15 protein-coding genes and 4 pseudogenes are annotated in these 20,580 nt (G+C 70.1%); 9 read left to right on the forward strand and 10 right to left on the reverse strand.

Translation table 11 applies throughout. The annotated features are described in order from the left end of the window. The 5 genes from GA0115254_RS04240 to GA0115254_RS04260 all read right to left on the reverse strand — a co-directional run. On the reverse strand, positions 1 to 1,971 hold a 1,971-nt coding region (locus tag GA0115254_RS04240; protein ID WP_093893919.1), incomplete at its 3' end, for a putative bifunctional diguanylate cyclase/phosphodiesterase. 359 nt (positions 1,972 to 2,330) lie between these two features. Then, complete coding sequence (gene ligA, locus GA0115254_RS04245) at positions 2,331 to 4,523, reverse strand: NAD-dependent DNA ligase LigA (protein ID WP_093893920.1); 2,193 nt, start codon at positions 4,521 to 4,523, stop codon at positions 2,331 to 2,333. Positions 4,524 to 4,553: 30 nt separating this feature from the next. After that, the gene (locus GA0115254_RS04250) at positions 4,554 to 5,579 is read right to left on the reverse strand and encodes a methionine synthase (RefSeq protein WP_093893921.1); all 1,026 of its coding nucleotides are present in this window, start codon (positions 5,577 to 5,579) and stop codon (positions 4,554 to 4,556) included. A 130-nt stretch (positions 5,580 to 5,709) separates the two neighbouring features. Beyond that, positions 5,710 to 6,399, reverse strand: a complete 690-nt coding sequence (locus GA0115254_RS04255) for an SDR family oxidoreductase (RefSeq protein WP_093893959.1) — start codon at positions 6,397 to 6,399, stop codon at positions 5,710 to 5,712. A 99-nt stretch (positions 6,400 to 6,498) separates the two neighbouring features. After that, complete coding sequence (locus tag GA0115254_RS04260) at positions 6,499 to 7,038, reverse strand: LOG family protein (protein ID WP_093893922.1); 540 nt, start codon at positions 7,036 to 7,038, stop codon at positions 6,499 to 6,501. Positions 7,039 to 7,160: 122 nt separating this feature from the next. Between GA0115254_RS04260 and GA0115254_RS04265 the strand changes: the two genes are divergently transcribed. Both GA0115254_RS04265 and GA0115254_RS04270 read left to right on the forward strand, forming a co-directional pair. Next, positions 7,161 to 7,496, forward strand: a complete 336-nt coding sequence (locus GA0115254_RS04265; protein ID WP_093893923.1) for a DUF427 domain-containing protein — start codon at positions 7,161 to 7,163, stop codon at positions 7,494 to 7,496. Positions 7,497 to 7,591: 95 nt separating this feature from the next. Further along, positions 7,592 to 7,948, forward strand: a pseudogene (locus tag GA0115254_RS04270) (alpha/beta fold hydrolase); the annotation flags it as partial. 4 nt (positions 7,949 to 7,952) lie between these two features. On the opposite strand, the pseudogene GA0115254_RS04275 reads toward GA0115254_RS04270, so the two are convergent. Next, positions 7,953 to 9,582, reverse strand: a pseudogene (locus GA0115254_RS04275) (IS200/IS605 family accessory protein TnpB-related protein). A 174-nt stretch (positions 9,583 to 9,756) separates the two neighbouring features. Here GA0115254_RS04275 and GA0115254_RS04280 point away from each other — a divergent pair. Continuing rightward, positions 9,757 to 10,203: pseudogene (locus GA0115254_RS04280) on the forward strand (alpha/beta hydrolase); the annotation flags it as partial. Positions 10,204 to 10,245: 42 nt separating this feature from the next. Here the strand turns inward: GA0115254_RS04280 and GA0115254_RS04285 are convergent. Then, positions 10,246 to 10,710: an ATP-binding protein gene (locus GA0115254_RS04285; protein WP_256102391.1), complete on the reverse strand. Its 465-nt coding sequence runs from the start codon at positions 10,708 to 10,710 to the stop codon at positions 10,246 to 10,248. 290 nt (positions 10,711 to 11,000) lie between these two features. Here GA0115254_RS04285 and GA0115254_RS04290 point away from each other — a divergent pair, with 290 nt between their 5' ends. The 4 genes and pseudogenes from GA0115254_RS04290 to GA0115254_RS04305 all read left to right on the forward strand — a co-directional run bounded on the left by GA0115254_RS04290 (position 11,001) and on the right by GA0115254_RS04305 (position 13,246). Then, entirely contained in the window at positions 11,001 to 11,855 is an 855-nt protein-coding gene (locus GA0115254_RS04290; protein ID WP_093893925.1) for a helix-turn-helix domain-containing protein, read from the forward strand. Positions 11,856 to 11,866: 11 nt separating this feature from the next. Continuing rightward, positions 11,867 to 12,061: a DUF397 domain-containing protein gene (locus GA0115254_RS04295; protein WP_093893926.1), complete on the forward strand. Its 195-nt coding sequence runs from the start codon at positions 11,867 to 11,869 to the stop codon at positions 12,059 to 12,061. 288 nt (positions 12,062 to 12,349) lie between these two features. Continuing rightward, a pseudogene (locus GA0115254_RS45590) lies at positions 12,350 to 12,570 on the forward strand (SseB family protein); the annotation flags it as partial. A gap of 115 nt (positions 12,571 to 12,685) precedes the next feature. After that, on the forward strand, positions 12,686 to 13,246 hold the full coding sequence (locus GA0115254_RS04305) for a YrhB domain-containing protein (RefSeq protein WP_093893928.1): 561 nt from the start codon (positions 12,686 to 12,688) through the stop codon (positions 13,244 to 13,246). Between the two features lie 43 nt (positions 13,247 to 13,289). Here the strand turns inward: GA0115254_RS04305 and mnmA are convergent, their stop codons facing one another. After that, positions 13,290 to 14,420, reverse strand: coding sequence for a tRNA 2-thiouridine(34) synthase MnmA (gene mnmA / locus GA0115254_RS04310; protein ID WP_093893929.1), 1,131 nt, complete (start codon positions 14,418 to 14,420; stop codon positions 13,290 to 13,292). A 61-nt stretch (positions 14,421 to 14,481) separates the two neighbouring features. Between mnmA and GA0115254_RS04315 the strand changes: the two genes are divergently transcribed. Continuing rightward, the gene (locus GA0115254_RS04315) at positions 14,482 to 15,162 is read left to right on the forward strand and encodes an N-acetylmuramoyl-L-alanine amidase (RefSeq protein WP_093893930.1); all 681 of its coding nucleotides are present in this window, start codon (positions 14,482 to 14,484) and stop codon (positions 15,160 to 15,162) included. A gap of 36 nt (positions 15,163 to 15,198) precedes the next feature. On the opposite strand, the gene GA0115254_RS04320 is transcribed toward GA0115254_RS04315, so the two are convergent. After that, a complete protein-coding gene (locus GA0115254_RS04320; protein WP_093893931.1) occupies positions 15,199 to 16,368 on the reverse strand; it encodes a cysteine desulfurase family protein in 1,170 nt (389 codons plus the stop codon). Positions 16,369 to 16,510: 142 nt separating this feature from the next. After that, entirely contained in the window at positions 16,511 to 16,690 is a 180-nt protein-coding gene (locus GA0115254_RS04325; RefSeq protein ID WP_093893932.1) for a hypothetical protein, read from the reverse strand. 36 nt (positions 16,691 to 16,726) lie between these two features. On the opposite strand from GA0115254_RS04325, the gene GA0115254_RS04330 reads away from it, so the two are divergent. Then, positions 16,727 to 20,551 carry a S8 family peptidase gene (locus GA0115254_RS04330; protein WP_093893933.1) on the forward strand — a complete coding sequence of 1,275 codons (3,825 nt, stop codon included), beginning with the start codon at positions 16,727 to 16,729 and terminating at the stop codon, positions 20,549 to 20,551. The last annotated feature ends 29 nt before the right edge of the window (positions 20,552 to 20,580 follow it).

Raw genomic sequence — 20,580 nt, forward strand, 5'->3', positions numbered from 1 at the left:
CCACCCCTGCACCGCATCGCAGCGCAGATCCCGCAGTCGCTCCCAGGTTTCGTCGTCCTCGACCCCTTCCGCGACCACCAGCAGACCGAGCGAGTGGGCCAGGTCGATGGTGCAGCGGACGATCTCCGCGTCCTCGTTGTCGACGGCCAGACGGGCCACGAAGGACCGGTCGATCTTCAGCTCGCTGACCGGCAGCCGACGCAGGTGGACCAGCGAGGAGTACCCCGTACCGAAGTCGTCGAGGGACATCTTCACGCCGTGCCCGGTGAGTCCGGCGAGGGTGTCGGCAGCGCGCTGCGGGTCCTCCAGCAGCACGTGTTCCGTTATTTCCAGCTGCAGCGCCCCGGCCGGGACGCCGTGCCGGGCGAGCCGTGCCGCGACGCCGCCCGCGAATCCGGGCGTGTGGACGTCGCGCGGGGAGACGTTGACCGCGACCGGGACGAAGAGCCCCTGCGCCCGCCATCGGGCGACCTGGGCCAGCGCCGTCTCCAGGACGTACTCCGTGAGGTGTGGCATCAGGCCGGACGACTCGGCGATGGCGATGAACTCGTCCGGAGGGACCCGGCCGCGCTCCGGATGCACCCAGCGCACCAGAGCTTCGAGGCCGGCCACCTGGCCGTCGAAGCGGACCTTCGGCTGGTAGTGGAGCTCCACCTCTCCGGCGTCCAGCGCACGACGGAGATCGCCGAGGAGCCCGAGCCGGTCCGGGGTGTTGCTGTCCCGCTTCGACTCGTACACCTCGACGCCCGTACGGTCGCGCTTGGCCTGATACATCGCCACGTCCGCACGCCTGAGAAGCCCTTCGGCGTCCAGCGCGTGGTCCGGGTAGACGGCGACTCCGGCACTCGCCTCCAGCACCAGGGTCAGACCGTCCAGGTCCAGCGGGGAGGACAGCTCAGCGACCAGATGGCGGGCGACTCGCTGGGCGCTGGTGGTGGAGTCCGCGGTCGGCAGGAGCACGGCGAATTCGTCACCGCCCAGCCGCGCGGCCTCCGCTCCTCGCGGGAGCGCCAGTCCGAGACGTTCCGCTATCTGCAGCAGCAGCCGGTCCCCGGCCAGATGGCCGAGGGTGTCGTTGACCGCACGGAACCGGTCGAGGTCGATCAGGACGAGAGCGGATCTGGCGCCGGTGGACTCGGCATCCTCCAGGGCCGCCCACGTGCGTTCCAGCAGCCACTGCCGGTTGGGCAGCCCGGTCAGCGGGTCGCGCAGCTGCTCCTCGGCCCGGGCGCGGGCGATCCAGAGGGTGGAGTCCAGGGCGATCAGCGGGACCGCGAAGAGCGGCAGGAGTACGGGCATGGCCATCGAGACGACGCAGATCAGCGGTGCGATGCCGAGCAGGGCCACCGCGACGAGGCCCTGGCGCAACAGGGCGGTGCGGGCGGTGGTCGGCAGCCCGCCGCCCTGGGGAGCCCGCGCGTACCACAGCAGGACCCGGGTCACCAGAAGGTAGGTGGAGGCGGCCAGCAGGACTTCCGGAACGGCGGCAATGCCCCAGTCGAGTGGGTGCCAGGGCGATTCGACGGTCTGCACCTCACCGAACGCGGCGAGCACCAGGGCTGCCGCGCCTATCCCCAGGATGTCCACCGCGCCGTACAGCAGCCCTTGCCACCAGCGGTGTCTGCGAGCCACGCCGACGAGGACGACGACGACCAGACTGACCAGACCGGCGGGCACCCAGCCGTAGAGGAGCAGCACGGCAAGGGTGAGGGCAGCTCCGGAACCGGTGCCGCCCCACCATCGGTCGCGTCCCAGCGCGACCAGATGCCCGACGACGATTCCGGTGAGGACGGCGAGGGACCAGCCGGCCCTGCCGTCGGGGAAGAGTGCGTGTCCTTCGCTCACGGTCCGGTAGAAACCGGTCGCGAGCTGAACAACGGCGATCGCCACGACGACGGCACCCACTTTGGGCGTGAGGCCGACGAAACCTTGCAGCCGCGACACCGGTGCGGCGCTCTCGGTCGGTTTCATTCCGTCCCTCTCACAGCCGGCGGTGCCGATGTCGCCCGATGGTTCGGCTCCATGCCACCACGACCCGATTTCCCACACCGTGGCCGGGCACGGCAGGTGCGCATCTCAACAGTAGGGCGCAGAAGGCTCCTACGGGCAGCGCTCTACAGCTCTTGCCCGAATGCGAACCGACCGTCCGTCAGCATCTGCTATGCGCCGATCGGGTGAACCCGGCCCCCCGACGGCAACCCTTGTCCCTGTCCGTCCGTCTACACCCTTTCTGCCCACCCGTTCACCACTCACCCACCGATCGACCTCATTTCGGAGGCCACCCAACGGGGTTCTGTCCCGTTGCGCCGGTTATGCGACGGAGAACTGTTCTATTCCGCCGGTTCCTCGACGGGTACGGCCGCCTCGCGCGCGGCATCCGGGCCCTGTTCGAGCAGTACGGCGAAGCCGTCCTCGTCCAGCACGGGCACCTTCAGCTGCATCGCCTTGTCGTACTTCGAACCGGGGTTGTCACCCACGACGACGAAGGAGGTCTTCTTCGAGACGGAACCCGTGACCTTCGCCCCCCGACTCTGGAGCGCCTCTTTCGCGCCATCCCTGGTGTGTCCGGCCAGTGTGCCGGTGACGACGACGGTCAGCCCTTCGAGCGGGCGCGGCCCGACCTCCTCCCCCGCTCCCTCGTCCTCCATCCGGACCCCGGCCTCCCGCCACTTGCGCAGGATCTCCCGGTGCCAGTCCTCGGCGAACCACTGCTTCACCGAGGCAGCGATGATGGGGCCGACCCCGTCGGCATCGGCCAGCTCCTGTTCGGTCGCCTCGTCGATCCGGTCGATGGAGCGGAACTGACGGGCCAGCTCCTGGGCCGCGACCGGGCCCACATGGCGGATGGAGAGCCCGGTGAGGATCCGGGCCAGCGGGGTGTCCTTGGCCGCGGCGATGGCGTCGAGCATGCCGAGGGCGTTCTTCTTGGGCTCGCCCTGCTGGTTGGCGAAGACCCGGGCGGTCTTCTCCTCCCCGGTCTTCGGATCGCGCTTGGGCAGTCCGCTGTCCTGGTCCAGGACATAGGCCCGGATCGGCAGGAGCTGCTCGACCGTCAGCCCGAAGAGATCGCCCTCGTCGCGCAGCGGCGGCTCCTCGGGCTCCAACGGCCTGGTCAGGGCCGCGGCCGCGACATAGCCGAAGTGGTCGATGTCGAGGCACTTGCGGCCCGCGAGATAGGAGACGCGCTCCCGCAACTGCGCGGGGCAGGAACGCGCGTTGGGACAGCGGACGTCGATGTCGGCCTCCTTCATGGGCCGCAGCTCCGTACCGCACTCGGGGCAGTGCGTCGGCATCACGAACGCCTGCTCGGTACCGTCACGCAGATCGACGACCGGGCCGAGGATCTCCGGGATCACATCGCCCGCCTTGCGGAGCACCACCGTGTCCCCGATGAGGACGCCCTTCGCCTTCACCACGTTCTGGTTGTGGAGGGTGGCGAACTCGACCTCGGAGCCCGCCACCTCGACCGGTTCGACCTGTGCGTACGGAGTGACCCGACCGGTGCGTCCCACACCGACCCGGATGTTCACCAGCTTGGTGTTGACCTCCTCCGGCGGGTACTTCCAGGCGATCGCCCAGCGCGGGGCGCGCGAGGTGGAACCCAGCCGGCCCTGGAGCGGGATCTCGTCGAGCTTGACGACGACGCCGTCGATCTCGTGCTCCACGGAGTGCCGGTTCTCGCCGAAGTACGCGATGAACTCCCGTACCTCGTCGAGGGAGTCCACCACCTTGTTGTGTCTGGCGGTGGGCAGACCCCATTCGTGCAGCAGCTCATAGGCGTGCGAGAGACAGTCGATGTCGAAGCCCTCGCGGGCGCCGATGCCGTGCACCACCATGTGCAGCGGGCGGGTGGCGGTGACCTTCGGATCCTTCTGGCGCAGTGAACCCGCCGCCGCGTTGCGCGGGTTGGCGAACGGCTTGTCGTCGGCCTCGACCAGCCGGGCGTTGAGCTCCTCGAAGGCTTCCATCGGGAAGAAGACCTCGCCGCGGATCTCGACCAGCGCCGGAATCCGCTCGCCCTTCAGCCGGTGCGGGATCTCGGCGATCGTACGGACATTGGGGGTGATGTCCTCGCCGGTGCGCCCGTCGCCGCGGGTCGCGGCCCGGGTCAGCCGCCCGTGCTCATAGGTGAGGTTGACCGCGAGTCCGTCGACCTTCAGCTCACACAGGAAGTGGTAGCCGGTGGTACCGACGTCCTTGGCGATCCGCTCGCCCCAGGCCGCCAACTCCAGGTCTTCGAAGGCGTTGTCCAGCGAGAGCATCCGCTCGCGGTGCTCGACGGAGGTGAATTCCGTCCGGTACGGCCCCGCGACCTTCTGCGTCGGCGAATCCGGCGTGCGCAGCTGCGGATACGTCGCCTCCAGGGCCTCCAGCGCGCGCATCAGCCGGTCGAACTCGGCATCGCTCACGACCGGCTGGTCGTTCACGTAGTACCGGAAGCGGTGCTCCTCGATCTGCTCGGCAAGCAGTGCGTGCTGCTCCTGAGCCTGTGCGGGCACTGACATCTGCTGTTCACCGGCCATCGTCTCGTCCTCCCGTTACCCGTTGCCCCGTTACTCAGGGTTGTCTGCGAGCGATCTCGCGGCCCGGGCGCAGTGGGCGAGCGCGGCGCGCGCATACGCGGGCGAGGCACCCGCGAGCCCGCACGACGGGGTGATCACCACGGACTCCGTCAGAGTCCCCGGATTCAGCCCCAGCCTGCGCCACAGCGTCCTGACACCCATGACGCTACCGCCCGGGTCTGACAAATCACCCGAGGCCGGGTCGGTGCCCGGCACCACCCCGAGGAAGAGCTGGGTGCCGCCCTCGACCGCTTCCCCGATCGCATCCTCCTCACGCTCGGTGAGGAGCGAGAAATCGAACGAGATGCCGTCGGCCCCGGCCCGGCGCAGCAGCGCGAACGGCACGTCGGGTGCACAGGTGTGCACGACCGTCGCCCCGTCCCCGGCCGCCGCCAGGACATCGCGCAGGGTGCCCTCCACGACCTGGCGGTCGACGGCCCGGTAGGTGCGGTAGCCGCTCGCCGTCCTGATCCGCCCGCGCAGTACGCCGGTCAGCGACGGTTCGTCGAGCTGGAGGATCACTTCGGCGCCCGGCACCCTGCGCCGTACCTCCGCCAGGTGGGCGCGCAGTCCCTCCGCCAGTGAGCCCGCCAGGTCGCGGCAGGCCCCCGGGTCGCCGAGCGCGGCCTCGCCGCCCCGCCGTTCCAGTGCGGCGGCCAGCGTCCAGGGACCGACCGCCTGGACCTTGAGCGGGCCCTCGTACCCCTGGGTGAACTCCTCCAGCGCGTCGAGGTCCTCGCCGAGCCAGGACCTGGCCCGGCGGGTGTCCCGTCCGGGCCGGTCACTGATCCGCCAGCCGCTGGGCTCGACATGGCCGTACAGGTCGACGAGCAGCCCGATGGTCCGCCCGATCATGTCCGCACCGGGCCCGCGGGCCGGCAGTTCGGCCAGATACGGCAGGCCCTCACCGTCCCCGAAGGACCCGGTGACGGTCTTCGCCGCCTCCCGTGCGTCTCCCCCTGGCATGGAACCGATTCCGGTGGCCGGGCAACCCCTGAACTTGCTCTTCTCGCTCACACGGGAAGCCTAAGGCCGTGCCCGGCCCGTCCGGTCGGTGGTGGTCAGCCGGTCGGCAGGAGGCGATCACGCCCGTCGGCCGTAGCCCGCCCGTCCGGTCCGCACGGCCACGGGCCGGGCGACGTGGCGGTCAGCGCCCGGGGCGCACCGTGAGGTCGTTGACCTCGGCGTCGCGCGGCAGGTCGACGGCCATCAGGATCGTGGTGGCCACCGACTCCGGGTCGATCCAGCGGGAGGGGTCGTACTCCTTGCCCTCCTGCCGGTGGACCTTGGCCTGCATGGGGCTGGCGGTGCGCCCCGGGTAGACGGACGTCACCCGGACGCCGTTGGCGTGCTCCTCCTGGCGCAGCGAGTCGGCGAGCGCCTTCAGGCCGTGCTTGCTCGCGGCGTACGCGCTCCACTCGGCGTGCGCCGCGAGACCGGCGCCCGAGTTCACGAAGAGCACATGGCCCTGGGCGACCCGCAGTTGCGGCAGGAAGAGCCGGGTCAGCTCGGCGGGCGCGACCAGGTTGGCGTTGAGCTGGAAGTGCCATGCCTTGGGCGTGAGGTCACCGACCTTGCCGAGCTCGACGACGCCCGCGACATGCAGCAGCGAGTCGACCCGCTCCGGCATCGCCTGCTGGGCGAACGCCCAGGAGAGCCGGTCCGGGTTGGCGAGGTCACCGACGAGCGTACGGGCGCCGGGGTGGAGCGCGGCCAGCTCCTTCGCGCGCCCGGCGTCACGGGCCAGCAGCACGGTCTCGTCACCGCGCTCCAGAAGACGACGGGTGACGGCTGCGCCGATGCCGGAGCCTGCGCCGGTGATGACATGAGTGGACATGGCCCCCATGATCGCACCCTGCCCGACCGCACCCGCCGACCGGTCGCTGCGGGCCGGTCACCGGTGGCCGGACGTCGCAGGCGGCTCACCGCGGCCCGGTCACTGCAGGCCGGACCACTCCTCCAGGTAGGCCAGGGCGCCCACGCCGTCCTTCGCGAAGAACACCAGGTCGCTCAGCGGGAGGGGCAGGAAGCCCTCGTCCTCCATGCGCTGGAACTGCTGGCGCAGCCCGTCGTAGAAGCCCGCCGTGTTGAGCAGGACCACCGGCTTGTCGTGCTTGCCGTGCTTCTTCAGCTCCAGGATCTCGGTCGCCTCGTCGAGCGTCCCGGTACCCCCCACCATGATCACGACCGCGTCGGCCTTCTCCAGGAGCAGCGCCTTGCGCTCGGCGAGATCGCGGGCGATCACCATCTCGTCCGCGTCGGTACGCGCCTTCGCGGCCAGGAAGTCGACCGACACCCCGACCAGCCGTCCACCCGCTTCCTGCACGCCGTCGGCGACGACCTTCATCAGCCCGCTCTCCGACCCACCCCAGACGAGTGTGTGTCCGCCCCGGCCGAGCCTTTCGGCGAATTCGCGAGCGGGCCGGGTGTAGCGGTCGTCGAGGTCGGCGGCGGAGAGGAAGACGCAGATATTCATGCAGTAACCGTAAAGGGAACCACTGACACACCCGGTGACACGCCCTGGCGGCCGGGTAGGGATCCGGCCGGCGTCGGGGCAGAAAGGGGAAGAAATCGGCCCGCGAGGCGGCTGAACCAGACATGACTTCCACACAAGGCCACATCATCACCGTCGAACCGGGCACCGAGCATGTACACGTGGTGCGCGACGGGCAGGTGCTCGCCGAGAGCCGGCGCCCGCTGGTGCTGCGCGAGACGGGCTGTCCGGTCCGCTACTACCTGCCGCCCGAGGACGTCCGTACAGAACTCCTGACCGCTTCGGACACGCACACCCACTGCCCGTTCAAGGGCGATGCCTCCTACTGGTCGCTGCCGGACGCGGCCGATCTCGTCTGGGCGTATCCGGATCCCAAGCCCGAAGTCGCCGCGATCAAGGACCACTTCTGCTTCTATGACACCGAGACGGCTTCCGACTGATCGCCAAGCGCGTTACTGGCCTGGGGAATTGAAGAATCTCAAAAAATTCTGGGCCGAAACGATGACTTTTCCGCAGCATCGCAGTCAACCCTCACATGGACAGGACTCTCTCCCGCGACGGCACTTCGATCGCGTATCGGCGCCGGGGTGAAGGACCGCCGGTGATCCTGGTGGGCGGGGCACTGAGCACGGCGGCGACCGAAGCTCCCCTCGCTCGCCTCCTCGCGCCGCACTTCGAGGTGGTCACGTACGACAGGCGCGGCCGCGGCTCCAGCGGCGACAGCGGGCCGTACGCGGTGGAGCGCGAGATCGGGGACCTGGCCGCGCTCGTCGCCGTGGTCGGCGGCCGGGCCTCGGTGTTCGGGGTCGGGGCCGGCGGGGCACTGGCCCTGGAGGCCCGGGCCGCGGGGCTTCCCGTCGACCTGCTGGCGGTCTACCAACCGCCCTGCACCGTTCCTAGCCAGTGTGCATGAGTGGGTCCTGGACCCACTTGTGCGTTCTGGGCGCATCCCGAACGGTGTTGGATGCACTGGGTTTCCCGCTTCCTCGTCCCGTTCGGCGGCACGTCTCTGGGGGCGTGGTCCGTTGCGGGTGGGCGGGTTCCCTCACGTCCTCGGGTGCCTGGCCTGGCCTGGGCGGTCCGATGCCCCGCACGATCACTCCGGTCGTGTGGGGGCGGTGCCGTCCGACGCCGGACCGGGTGTCCGAGGGCGCGTCGTCCGATCGCGATGCCGGCGGCATCATGACGGGACATCTTTCGCTTGGGGGTGGCCAGCGGTTTCTGCCAGTGCTGAGCACCCCACATCGAGGTATAGGCGGGATCGACCGCGACAATGCTCAGGCCCTGTTCGGCGGACATGGAGACGAGCCGGGCCTTGAGTTTGCCGGTCGGGATGCCGGAGATCAGCTGCCGGAACCGTTTCTTGCGGCCGTGTTTCTCCCGCGTTTTCTCGGTGGTGAAGTCGAGGTCTTCGATGGCGATCGCGGTCACGCCGCACCGCTTGGCCCAGTTGATCAGGCGGGTCAGGGCGTGGCGGATCTGGGCATCGCGGTGAGCGGTGGTGCCGGAGAGGTCGTAGAAGAACCGCCGGGGCTCGCCGATAGGGTTGCCGTGTGGGTCGAGGTGGTAGGCGGCGAAGTGGTCGGCGTTGGTGTCGACGCCGATCATGCCCCGGGCGCGGGCAGTCTCCAGCGGGATCGTGTGCATGGCGGGGCGTTGCCAGGATGCGGTGAGGTACCAGCGGCCACGCTGGGTGTCGAGGTGGATGCGGTAGGCGACGGCCCGGTTCGCGGTGATGCGGTCGGCCCACTCCACGCCCCGGTGCGCGAAGCCGATACGGACGGTGAGGGTGTAGCGGCCATGAGGGGTGTTGGCCAGGTGTGCGAGCGGGGCGGGCAGTTTGATGCTGACCTCGCCGTCCGGGGTGACGTGGATCGTTTCGTTCCCGAACCGTTTCCCGGACTCGCCGTCGGCGGCGATGAACCAGCGTTCCGCTTCCCAGCGTTCTCGCCACTGCTCTTCGGTCAGCCGGGCGTCGGTGAGGTGGTGGCGGGTGTTCAGGAGGTGTCTGCCGCCCCGCACGACCCGGACACGTCCGGCCTGCCGATCACGGACCGCGGCATCGTGCCGGGCCTCCAGTACAGCGAGGCGGCGGGACTTGTGGAACCACTCGCCCTTGGAGCGGTAGCCACCGGCTGCCCGCTTCGTTCCCCTCGCGCCGATGGGGAGGGACAGGCGGTGCCGCAGCGTCCCGATCCCGGCCTCCAGATTCCGGATGTGCGCCGCCTGACAACGGCGGGCCAGCGCCCACTGATCGTGGGTGGCTTTGGTGATCGCACCGGCGATCCGCGACGACGACAGCGGCGTCAGGTCCCGCTTGCGCGACGCCCAGGTGTCCGCGCTGTGCTCCAGACCATCCGCACAACGCGCCCTGAGATCACGGGAAGCCAGACGACCCTGATGCTCACCGACCGCACGCAGAACCTTCTCGTCCCGGGGCGTGAGGCGCTTCAGACGGTCCCGGACCGCCACCCCACAAGGCCCGGGCACCACGAAGGATGCCGCCAACTCCCGCACACCACCCACCACAACACCCCCTCCCACGAGACCGGACAACCACTACCCAGCCCAACGAGCACCAGACGCCAAGGTCACCCATTCGGCCCCAGAACTACCGTTCCCGCCCCGCGAAGCCGCCGACAGGACCCACTCCTGCTCACTCCAACGCACTTCAACTCAGCAAACCGACAGCAGCTCACAACCCCCGGGGCCTCGGGGGTGCAGTTCAATGCCTGCTGCACGGCCCGGCTGCACCGGCTGCTGTCCGCCAGGGACCGCGGCGGGGCCGTGGAGCTGTTCCTGTCCGTGACGGGCGTCCCGGCCGACGTGATCGTCCGGATGCGACGTGCACCGCTGTGGCCCGGCCTGGTGTCGTTGGCCCACACGCTCGCGTACGACGGCGCGCTGCTCGGGGACAGCTCGATCCCGGCCGAGCGGTTCGCGTCCGTCACGTCACGGACGCTGGTGGTCTGCGGCGGCTTCAGCCCCACCCGGGCCTGGCTGTCGACCCGCGCCCTCGCGGACGCACTCCCGCGCGCCCGCCACCGCACCCGGACAGGCCAGACGCGCGATCTGGCTCCCCAGGCGTTGGCCCCGGTGCTGGCGGAGTTCTTCGGCAGGGACATGTACGCGCGCCAGGCTTCCTGAGCCCGGGGCCTTCGGGCCCCTCCTCGATCCGCCCCGCCGAGCTCAGGCTCCGAGCCCGAGCTCGAACCAGACAGTCTTGCCGCCCGGCCCGTACGCCCCCTCTCCTATGGCACACCCGCCCCAGCGGTCGGCGACGAGTTCGAGGATGGCCATGCCACGCCCGGCTTCGGCGTGGGGGTCGGCGGGCGGGGCGTACGGCTTGGGCAGGTCCGGGCTCATGTCCCAGACGCTGATCCGGAGCACGGGGTGCCGCCACTGGAGCCGAACGGCGGCGGGCCCTTTGGTGTGCCGCACGGAGTTGGTGGTGAGTTCGGACGTCAACAGCTCGGCGCGGTAACTGAGTTCGTCGAGTTCATGAGCACCGAGGATGGCCCGGAGGGTCGTACGGGCGATGCGGGGGCTGCGCGGGTCGCAGGGGAAGGCGAGCTCGTACTGCCAGGGTTCGGCGAACGGGATGGGGGCGGGGTGGTGGATGTGCGGGGCGTAGGGGGTGGGTTCAGCCCTCACGGACACCTCCTGAGGTGCGTGCGAGTGGTCGAGTGGTCTCAAGTGGACGTGCGCCACGGGTGGTTGCGGCTGGGGTGGCGGTGGCAATGCCGGTCCGGGGCCCGCCGTTCCCGGGCGGGCGGGGTGGATCGGTGCGCTTCCGTCATCGACTGCGCGAGTGGCACGCATCACAGAGTAAGAGAGAAACTCATAACGGTGCTACCAAGTCACTCCGAAGAGTTAACTTCCCACACTCGGTGGAACGTCGCGCTCTGAGTAGGCACACTGTGCGCGAACCAAGGAGAGGACGCATGGCACCGCGACAGACCCCAACCATCCTGCAACGTCGATTCGGCATCGAACTTCGGCGGCTACGCGAAGGGGCAGGAATGACCGCCCCTGCAGCGGCCGATCTCCTGGGCACTGACCGCACGGTCATCTCCAACGTGGAAGCCGGCCGCTTCGGCATCAGCGAAGAGCGCCTCCATCGACTCGCCAGCATCTACGAGTGCAACGACTCCTCCCTTGTCGACGCACTGGCCGGGCTGACCGGCGGACGGAAGTCAGGCTGGTGGGAGGAGTACCGGGGCAAGATCCCGCCAGGCTTTCTGGACGTATCGGCCCTTGAGCACTACGCCGTGCGCCTACGAACCGTCCAGATCGCGCACCTTCCTGGCCTGTTTCATACTGAGGACCATGCACGCGCGATTTTCGAACTCTTCGTCCCGGCCATGCCACGCCTCGAAATCGAGCTACGCGTGGCACACCGCTTGGCCCGCCAGTCCGTGGTCACTGGAGAGCACCCGATCCCCTACACCGGCGTGATCCACGAAGCCGCGATCAGGATGCAGATCGGAGGCCTCGGTGTCACACGCGCTCAGCTTCTGCACCTGCTGGATGCAAGTGAACGCCCCAATGTCACGCTGCACGTCATCCCGTTCGCAGCCGGTGGCTTCCCGCTCCTCGGCGACTCATCCGTCCTGTATGCAGAGGCTCCCAATCAGCATCTGGACACGGTGCAGTTGGACTCGCCCACCGGAGCCGTCTTCATCGACTCCCCCACACAGCTGGCGAACTTCCGTACCAGGCTGGACATGGTCGAGAAGGTGGCGTTGACTCCCGTCAAGTCCAGGGATTTCATCCGCTCAGTCCTCAGAGAGTTGTAGAGGGGTCTCACGTGTCCGGCCTGCATTGGCTGAAGTCGTCGTTCTCCGACGCAGGAGGCAACAACTGCGTCGAGGTTGCCGCAGCAGAGGGCACAGACATCGCGATCCGCGAGAGCGCGCGCCCGGAACGCATCGTCACGACGAACCGGGCCGCACTCCGTGCGCTGGTGCTCGGAGTGAAGGCCGACGGGGTCGGCCTCAGCTGAACGAGAGAGACTGAACTCCGGGAAAGCCACCCGGGCGGCCACACTGTCAGGGTCGGCACAGCGCCGTTGCAACCGGGCTCGGCCGCCGGGTTCAGGGGCTCTTGACCGCCCGCCTTCTGCGGACTCGCGGGAGTGCCGCATTTCGGCCAGTAGGCAGCGTCACATTGCAGTAGGAAATTAGAGCATGTGGTGATCTCGCGCATGACCACGGGTGGGGACGGGATACCGAGGTAGCAACGACCGTTACGACTGGACGACTTGGCCGGTCCGGCGCCGTCATCGGCGTCGGTGCCGGAGCGTCGGAGACATCACAGGCTGCGTCCGGCGCCAAGGGCGTCCCGTCGGATGCTGCGGCGCGTACGGAATTCACGGTGCTGCTGGGTGAGTTCCGTCGTACTGCGGTCCTGGTCCCGTTCGACGCTTCGGGGAGTCCGTGGTCGGCCGACCGGAACGGTGTGCGGTGGATCTGTGCGTTCTCGGACGAGGAGGCGCTGGCCAGATTTGCCTATTGGCGGAGTGCACTTGTTCTGCAGGTGCGGTATTCCGGTATGGGGCAGTCGCAGATGCCCTGGCGAGCGAGAAATCTGTTGGCCGCTGCACGAGTCCGTGAGGGATGCTGCACGCGTGATTGAGCGAGATGCCGCGGTTCGGATCGTCGAAGAAGAGCTCGAACGCGACTACCAGCGTGAGTTGTCGGCAGGACTGGATCCGATGCGCATGGCTGTGGCGCACGTAGAGCAGCACGAGCTGGTCTGGGTGGTCTCCTGGACGTCCGAGGAGTACCTGCGGACCCGGAATCCAGACTTCATGCTCGCCGGGAACGGGCCGTACTTGGTTGACCGCCTCAACGGGGGTCTCCACCAGATCGGTGTCGTCTCCGCGGTAACTAAGGCTTGGGAGGTTGACTACCGAGTTCGCATACGAGGTCAGGTCGTGCGGACCGCGGTGGACGATCTGCACGATGAGGTTCGGGCAGCAGCGGCTGCTCGCGGACGGATCCATGCCATGCACACCTTGCGCCAGAGGCTGCCGGTGCTGACCCACGCCCAGGTCATCGAATACGTGACCGCCTTGAAGGACGGCGAGGCTCCGCCACACCTCGTCGAGGTCGCTAACAGAGAGCTGGTGCCGCCTGTCGATCCAGTTCTGTCAGTGCAGACCATCCGCAGGCCTGGGCAGTGCTGAAGAACGCTGGCCTGGCAACGGCCCTTCAGTGCCGCCCCGCCGATCAGCCGGACGCCGCCGCGGTCTCCCGCCGGACAGTCGTCGCGATCGTCGCCGAGCCGACCACGCGGGTGCCGTCGTACAGCACGACCGCCTGGCCGGGGGCCACGCCCCGTACCGGTTCGGTGAACGAGACGTTCAGCGTGCCGTCGACCAGTTCCGCCGTCACCTCGGTCTCGCCGCCGTGGGCGCGGAGCTGGGCGGTGTAGGTGCCGGGGGCGGCCGGGGCCGTGCCGCACCAGCGGGGCTTGATGGCAGTGAGCGCGGTGACGTCGAGGGATTCGACCGGGCCGACCGTCACCGTGTTGTTCACCGGGGAGATGTCCAGGACGTAGCGCGGCTTGCCGTCGGGGGCGGGGTGGCCGATGCGCAGGCCCTTGCGCTGGCCGATGGTGAAGCCGAAGGCGCCCTCGTGGGTGCCGACCTTCGTACCCGACTCGTCGACGATGTCGCCCTCGGCCGTGCCGAGCCGACTCGCCAGGAAGCCCTGGGTGTCGCCGTCGGCGATGAAGCAGATGTCGTGGCTGTCGGGCTTCTTGGCGACGGCGAGGCCCCGGCGCTCGGCCTCGGCACGGATCTCGTCCTTGGTGGTGAGGGTGTCACCGAGCGGGAACATCGCGTGGGCGAGCTGCTTCTCGTCCAGGACGCCGAGGACGTACGACTGGTCCTTGGCCATGTCGGAGGCGCGGTGCAGCTCGCGGCTGCCGTCCTCGTTCAGCACGACGGTGGCGTAGTGGCCGGTGCACACGGCGTCGAAGCCGAGCGCGAGGGCCTTGTCGAGCAGCGCGGCGAACTTGATCTTCTCGTTGCAGCGCAGACACGGGTTGGGGGTGCGCCCGGCCTCGTACTCGGCGATGAAGTCGTCCACGACGTCCTCACGGAAGCGTTCCGCGAGGTCCCAGACGTAGAACGGGATGCCGATGACATCCGCGGCGCGGCGCGCGTCGCGGGAGTCCTCGATCGTGCAACAGCCGCGCGCTCCGGTGCGGAAGGACTGCGGGTTCGCGGAGAGGGCGAGGTGCACACCGGTCACGTCGTGGCCCGCCTCGGCGGCACGGGCCGCGGCGACGGCGGAGTCGACACCGCCGGACATGGCGGCGAGCACACGGAGGGGGCGCTGGGAAGTCTCAGTCATAGCTCCACCAGAGTACGGGGCTCCGGGAACCGAACGCTCGCGGATATGCGTTGTGGATCACATGGGGACCAAGGGGACGCCGGGCGCCAAGAGCTCCGGGGGCGCGAAGTCCGGGCACGGCATCAGCCGGCGCGGGCTGCTGATCGGCGCTGCCGTCACGGCCGCGGGTACGGCTGTGCTGGCGCGGGAGCAGCTGGAGCACGCCTGGTGGCGGCTGCCCGGGGTGGACAAGCCCCGCAAGCCCGGCGAGGTGGATTACGCGCGGGCCCAGTGGATATCGGCCTCGTCGGCGAACTGGCGGAAGGCCGACCGCCCCGACGACTACACCATCGACCGGGTCGTCATCCATGTCACCCAGGGCAGCTACCAAAGCGCGGTGAAGGTCTTCCAGAACCCGGGGCACGGGGCTGCGGCGCACTACGTGGTGCGCAAGGACGGCCATGTGACGCAGATGATCCGCGAGCTGGACGTGGCGTTCCACGCGGGGAACAGGTCGTACAACGAGCGCAGTGTCGGCATAGAGCACGAGGGGTTCGTGGACCGTCCACAGGACTTCACGGCGGCGATGTACGGGGCGTCGGCGCGGCTGACGGCGGCGATCTGCGGGCGGTACGGGATGCCGGTGGACCGCGAGCACATCATCGGACATGTGGAGGTGCCGGGCACGGACCACACCGATCCGGGGACGCACTGGGACTGGGACCGGTATCTGAAGCTGGTCCGGGCGGCGGGCGCGCGGTGACGACGAGGCCCGCCCGATCGCCGGACGGGCCCGATGTCAGCTGAGTCCCGCCGTCCGTGCCCGTTCCACCGCCGGGCCGATCGCGCGGGCCACCTCGTCGATGTCCTGCTTGGTGGACGTGTGGCCGAGCGAGAAGCGCAGGGTGCCGCGGGCCAGGTCCGGGTCGGTGCCGGTGGCCAGCAGTACGTGGCTCGGCTGGGCGATCCCCGCGGTGCACGCGGAGCCGGTGGAGCATTCGATGCCCTGGGCGTCCAGCAGCAGGAGCAGGGAGTCGCCCTCGCAGCCGGGGAAGGTGAAGTGGGCGTTGGCCGGGAGCCGCCCGCCCGGTGTCGGGTCGCCGCCGAGGACGGCGTCGGGGACGGCCGCCAGCACGGCCGCGACCAGGTCGTCGCGGAGTCCGCCGATCTCGTGGGCGAACTCCTCGCGCCCGTCGGCGGCCAGCCGCCCCGCGACGGCGAAGGCGGCGATGGCGGGCACATCGAGGGTGCCCGAGCGCACGTGCCGCTCCTGGCCGCCGCCGTGGAGCACGGGCACGGGGGTGTACTCGCGGCCGAGCAGCAGCGCGCCGATGCCGAACGGTCCGCCGATCTTGTGCGCGCTGACCGTCATCGCGGCAAGCCCGGACCGGGCGAAGTCGACTTCCAGCTGCCCGAACGCCTGCACCGCGTCGGCGTGCATCGGTACGCCGAACTCACGGGCCACGTCCGCCAGTTCACGCACCGGCATGATCGTGCCGATCTCGTTGTTGGCCCACATCACGGTGACCAGCGCGAGATCGTCGGGGTTACGGAGGATCGCCTCGCGCAGTGCGTCCGGGTGGACACGTCCGTACGGGTCGACGGGGAGGTATTCGACGTTCGCGCCCTCGTGCTCGGCAAGCCAGTCGACGGCGTCCAGCACCGCGTGGTGCTCGACGGGGCTGGCCAGTACCCGGGTGCGGTGGGGGTCGGCGGCGCGGCGAGCCCAGTACAGACCCTTCACCGCGAGGTTGTCGGCCTCGGTGCCTCCGGAGGTGAAGACCACCTCGCTGGGGCGTGCGCCGAGGGCATCGGCGAGGGTCTCTCTCGACTCCTCGACGGTACGGCGGGCCCGGCGCCCGGCGGCGTGCAGTGAGGACGCGTTACCGGTGACGGCGAGCTGGGCGGTCATCGCCGCGATCGCCTCCGGAAGCATCGGCGTGGTCGCGGCGTGGTCGAGGTAAGCCATGGTGGGCTCGATTCTACGAGCCTGCGGCGGGGCGTACGGCGGGCGCATGGTGCCCCGGCACCCGCGCACGGCCGGATGCGGTCTTCCTCGCCCCGTTCCCGGGCCCGTCCGGGCGGGGAGGGCGTCGGGCTCCGCGCCCGGTTCAGCCGGCGAAGTCCCGGGCGACGAGGCCGTTGCCGGTGACGAGGAGGGGCCGCTCGGCCCCGGTGACTCCGCCGGTACGCGCGGCGGGGCGCGCCATGTCGTTTCGGCGACATGTCGCAAGCACGGCACGGAAAAGGCTGGTGCGGCCGATCAGCGGAGCCCCAGTCTTGAGCCGCACCGCGTGTCCATTTCCTTGCCTCCTGGAAAGGTTCCGATGCACAGACGGTATCGCTCTGCCGCCGTACTGGCGGCAGGAGTCCTCATCGCCGCCCTCGCCCCCACCTCCTCCGGCGCGAGCGCCGCCCCGGCGCCCGCCTCCGTCGGCGCGAACTCCGCCGGCCGCCCCCAGGTCAGCTCCGTCACGCTCGTGACCGGTGACCGGGTGCGGCTGGAGACCTTCCCCGGCGGCCGGAAGGCCGTCTCCGTCGAGCCGGCCCCGGGCGCTTCGCAGGCCGACTTCACCCAGCTGGAGATCGACAAGCAGCTGTACGTACTGCCCCGCGCCGCGCTCCCGTACATCGCCTCCGGCAACCTGGACCGGCAGCTGTTCAACATCACTTCCCTGGTCAAGCAGGGGTACGACGACGCCCACACTTCCGCCATCCCGCTGATTGCCCGCTACACCGGCGGCACGAACCCCACGTCCAAGGGGGCGCCCACCGGTTCGCGCAAGGGCCTGGTCATCAAGAGCCTGCGCGGCTCGGCACTGAAGGCGGACAAGAAGCAGGCCGGGCGCTTCTGGAAGGCCATCGACGACGACGCGCTCGCCAAGAGCGGCGCCGAGGGCGGCGCGAAGAACGCTTCCAAGAACGCTTCGTTCAAGAACGCGGCCTTCGAGGGCGGCGTCGAGAAGCTGTGGCTGGACGCGAAGGTCCACGCCTCCCTCGATCGCAGCACCGCGCAGATCGGTGCGCCCGAGGCGTGGAAGGCCGGCTACGACGGACACGGCGCGACCGTCGCCGTCCTGGACACCGGCGTCGACGCCACCCACCCCGACCTGACCGGAAAACTCGGCGAAGTACGCAACTTCACCGACGAATCCACCGCGAACGACGGCCACGGCCACGGCACCCACGTCGCCTCCACCATCGCCGGCAGCGGCGCCGCCTCGGGCGGCTCGCGCAAGGGTGTGGCGCCGGGGGCACGGCTGCTGATCGGCAAGGTGCTCGACGACAACGGCTCCGGCTCGTACTCCGCCATCATGGGCGGCATGGACTGGGCCGCCCACTCGGGCGCCGACATCGTCAGCATGAGCCTGGGCGGCCAGCCCACCGACGGCACGGACGTACTCAGCCTCGTCCTCGACGGCCTCAGCGAGGAGACCGGCACCCTCTTCGTCGTCGCGGCGGGCAACACGGGCTCCGACTACTCGGTGGGCTCCCCGGGCACCGCGGCGAGCGCGCTGACCGTGGGCGCCGTCGACCGCGACGACAAGCTGGCCCCCTTCTCCAGCCGCGGCCCCCGCGTCGGGGACAACGGCGTCAAGCCCGACCTCACCGCCCCCGGCGTCGGCATCGTCGCCGCCCGCGCGGCCGGCACATCCATGGGCAGCCCGGTGGACGCGGCCTACACCGCCGCGTCGGGTACGTCCATGGCGACCCCGCACGTGGCGGGCGCGGCAGCGATCCTGGCCGGGCGCCACCCCGACTGGAGCGCCCAGCAGCTCAAGGACGCGTTGATGAGCACGACGCGTACCGCCCCCGACCAGACGGTCTACGAGCAGGGCACCGGCCGGGTGGACGTGGCCCGCTCGGTGCGCCAGCAGGTGCGCGCCACCGGCACCACCACCTTCGGCGCCCTGGCACCGGACTCGGGCCCGCGGCAGGTGAGCGTCACCTACACCAACGACGGGGACGCGCCCGTGTCGCTCACCCTGGGCACCACCTTCGACAAGCTCTACGGCTCCCCGGCCCCGGCAGGCGCCATAGGCACCCCCGCGCAGGTCACCGTGGACGCCCACGGCACCACCGACGTGACCGTGACCCTCGACGCGCCTGCACTGCCGGAGGGCGTCTACAGCGGCCGCCTCACCGCCACCTCGGCCGACGGGCAGGCCATCGCGCACACCGTTCTCTCCGCTGTGAAGGACCCGGTCACGCACAAGGTCACCGTGCGCGGCATCGACCGCGCCGGGCAGCCGGCGACCATCTTCCCGCTGATCCTGCTGGGTCCCACGGGCCGCTTCGATGTCGTCCAGGAGGTGCCGGCGGGGAAGAGCCTGACGGTGGACATGCCCGAGGGCATGTACTACCTGCACGGCGTCATCACACAGCACACGGAGGACAACGTCACCAACAGCCTGATAGTCGACCCCCACCTGCGGGTGGACGGCGCCACGGAGCTGGTGCTCGACGCACGCAAGGCGGTCCCCGTGAAGATCCAGACCCCCAAGCGGGCCGAGCAGCGGGGCCCGCTGGTCTTCTCCACCCACTGGAAAAAGGGCGACCGGGAGTTCGCCAGCTTCTTCACCAGCGGACACAGCGGCGGACAGCTCCTCTACGTCACGCCCACCGAGGAGTTCACCGAGGGAACCTTCGAGTTCTCCTCCCGCTGGCAGCTGACCGCACCGATGCTCCGCGCACGCGCGGTCTCCGCCGCCGCCGCGGCCGGTGTCCCCGTCCGTCTGCTCCACAACTCCCCCGCTGTGGAAGGCGTGCGGCGCCTGCGGGTGGTGGACGCCGGTCACGGACGCCCCGAGGACTACGCGGCGCTGCGCGCACGGGGCATAGACGTCCGCGGAGCGGCGGTGCTCGTGGAACTGGAGGGGGTGGAGTACGACGAGGTGGTGACCTCGGCCGCCCGAGCCGGAGCCGCGGCCGCCGTCACCACCGCCGGCGGCAACAGGTACGCGGCCGCGACCTGGCAGCCGGTGGGTCAGCGGCTGCCCGCGATCGGGCTGTACGCCTCCCACGCTGCCGCGCAGCGGCTGCGCGCGCCGGGCACCGTGCTGGAGTTGAAGGGGACCCCGGAAAGCCCCTACCTCTACGACGTCGTGCAGCTCTCCGAACAGCGCGTCCCCGAGCACGTGGTCCACAAGGTCGGGCCGAAGAACACGGCCACCGTGGTCTCGCGCTACCCGGACACGGGCGGGGCGCGCTACGCCGCGGAGGACCGGCTGTCCTGGCGTCCGTGGGAGGGGGAGGATGTGCAACTCTCCATTCGGGCCCGGTATGTCCGCACCGGGCAGGTGCGGACGGAGTACCTGAGCGGTCCCGCCGACACCCGGTGGCTGCACTGGGTCAACCCCCGCAACACCTGGGCGATCCAGGCAGCGGGGACCGGCATGATCGGCCCTCTGCGCACCTACCGGCCCGGTGAGCACGCCACGGAGAGCTGGTACGCCCCCGTGGTGCGCCCGGCGATCCCCCGAGGTGTTGAAGGGCTCGCCCACCGCAAGGGCGACAAGCTGACCATAGGGATCCCCGAGTTCGCCGACACCGCCTCCGGCCACTACGGCTACGCCCTGCCCCGCCAGGACGCCAACACCCCCTACCCCGACGAGACCCGGGCCGTACTGCGTCACGACGGCGAGATCCTCGCCGAAGGCCCCCGGGCGTGGGGCGCCTTCCCCGCGGGCGGGGACGACGGCCGCTACCAGTTGGACCTGAATGTGAAGCGCACCAGCCCCGAGGGCACCCTCTCGCGGGCCACCAGCACCCGCTGGTCGTTCACGGCCCCTCGCCCGGCCGAGGGCAAGGAGTCCCTGCTTCCCCTCCTCCAGCTCGACTACGACGTGGCCACCGACCTCCAGGGCTCCGCCCCTGACTCCGGGTCCTTCGCCTTCGGAGTGAGCGCCCGCCACCAGGACGGTCTGACGGGCCGTTCCGTGAAGGGCATGGAGGTGTCCGTCTCGTACGACGACGGCGAGCACTGGCGGGCAGCGAGGACTTCTGCCCGGGGCGACGGCGCCTACCGTGTCCGGGTCACCCACCCCTCGACTGCCCGCACCAGCGGGTACGTCACGCTGCGGGTCCGCGCCTGGGACGACGCGGGCAACGAGGTGACGCAGGAGATCGAGCGGGCGTACGCGCTGAGGTAGTACGCGAGATCCGGAAGCCGCGACCGGTC

The organism is Streptomyces sp. Ncost-T10-10d (assembly GCF_900091955.1).
In the GTDB taxonomy this organism is placed as follows: Bacteria; Actinomycetota; Actinomycetes; order Streptomycetales; family Streptomycetaceae; genus Streptomyces.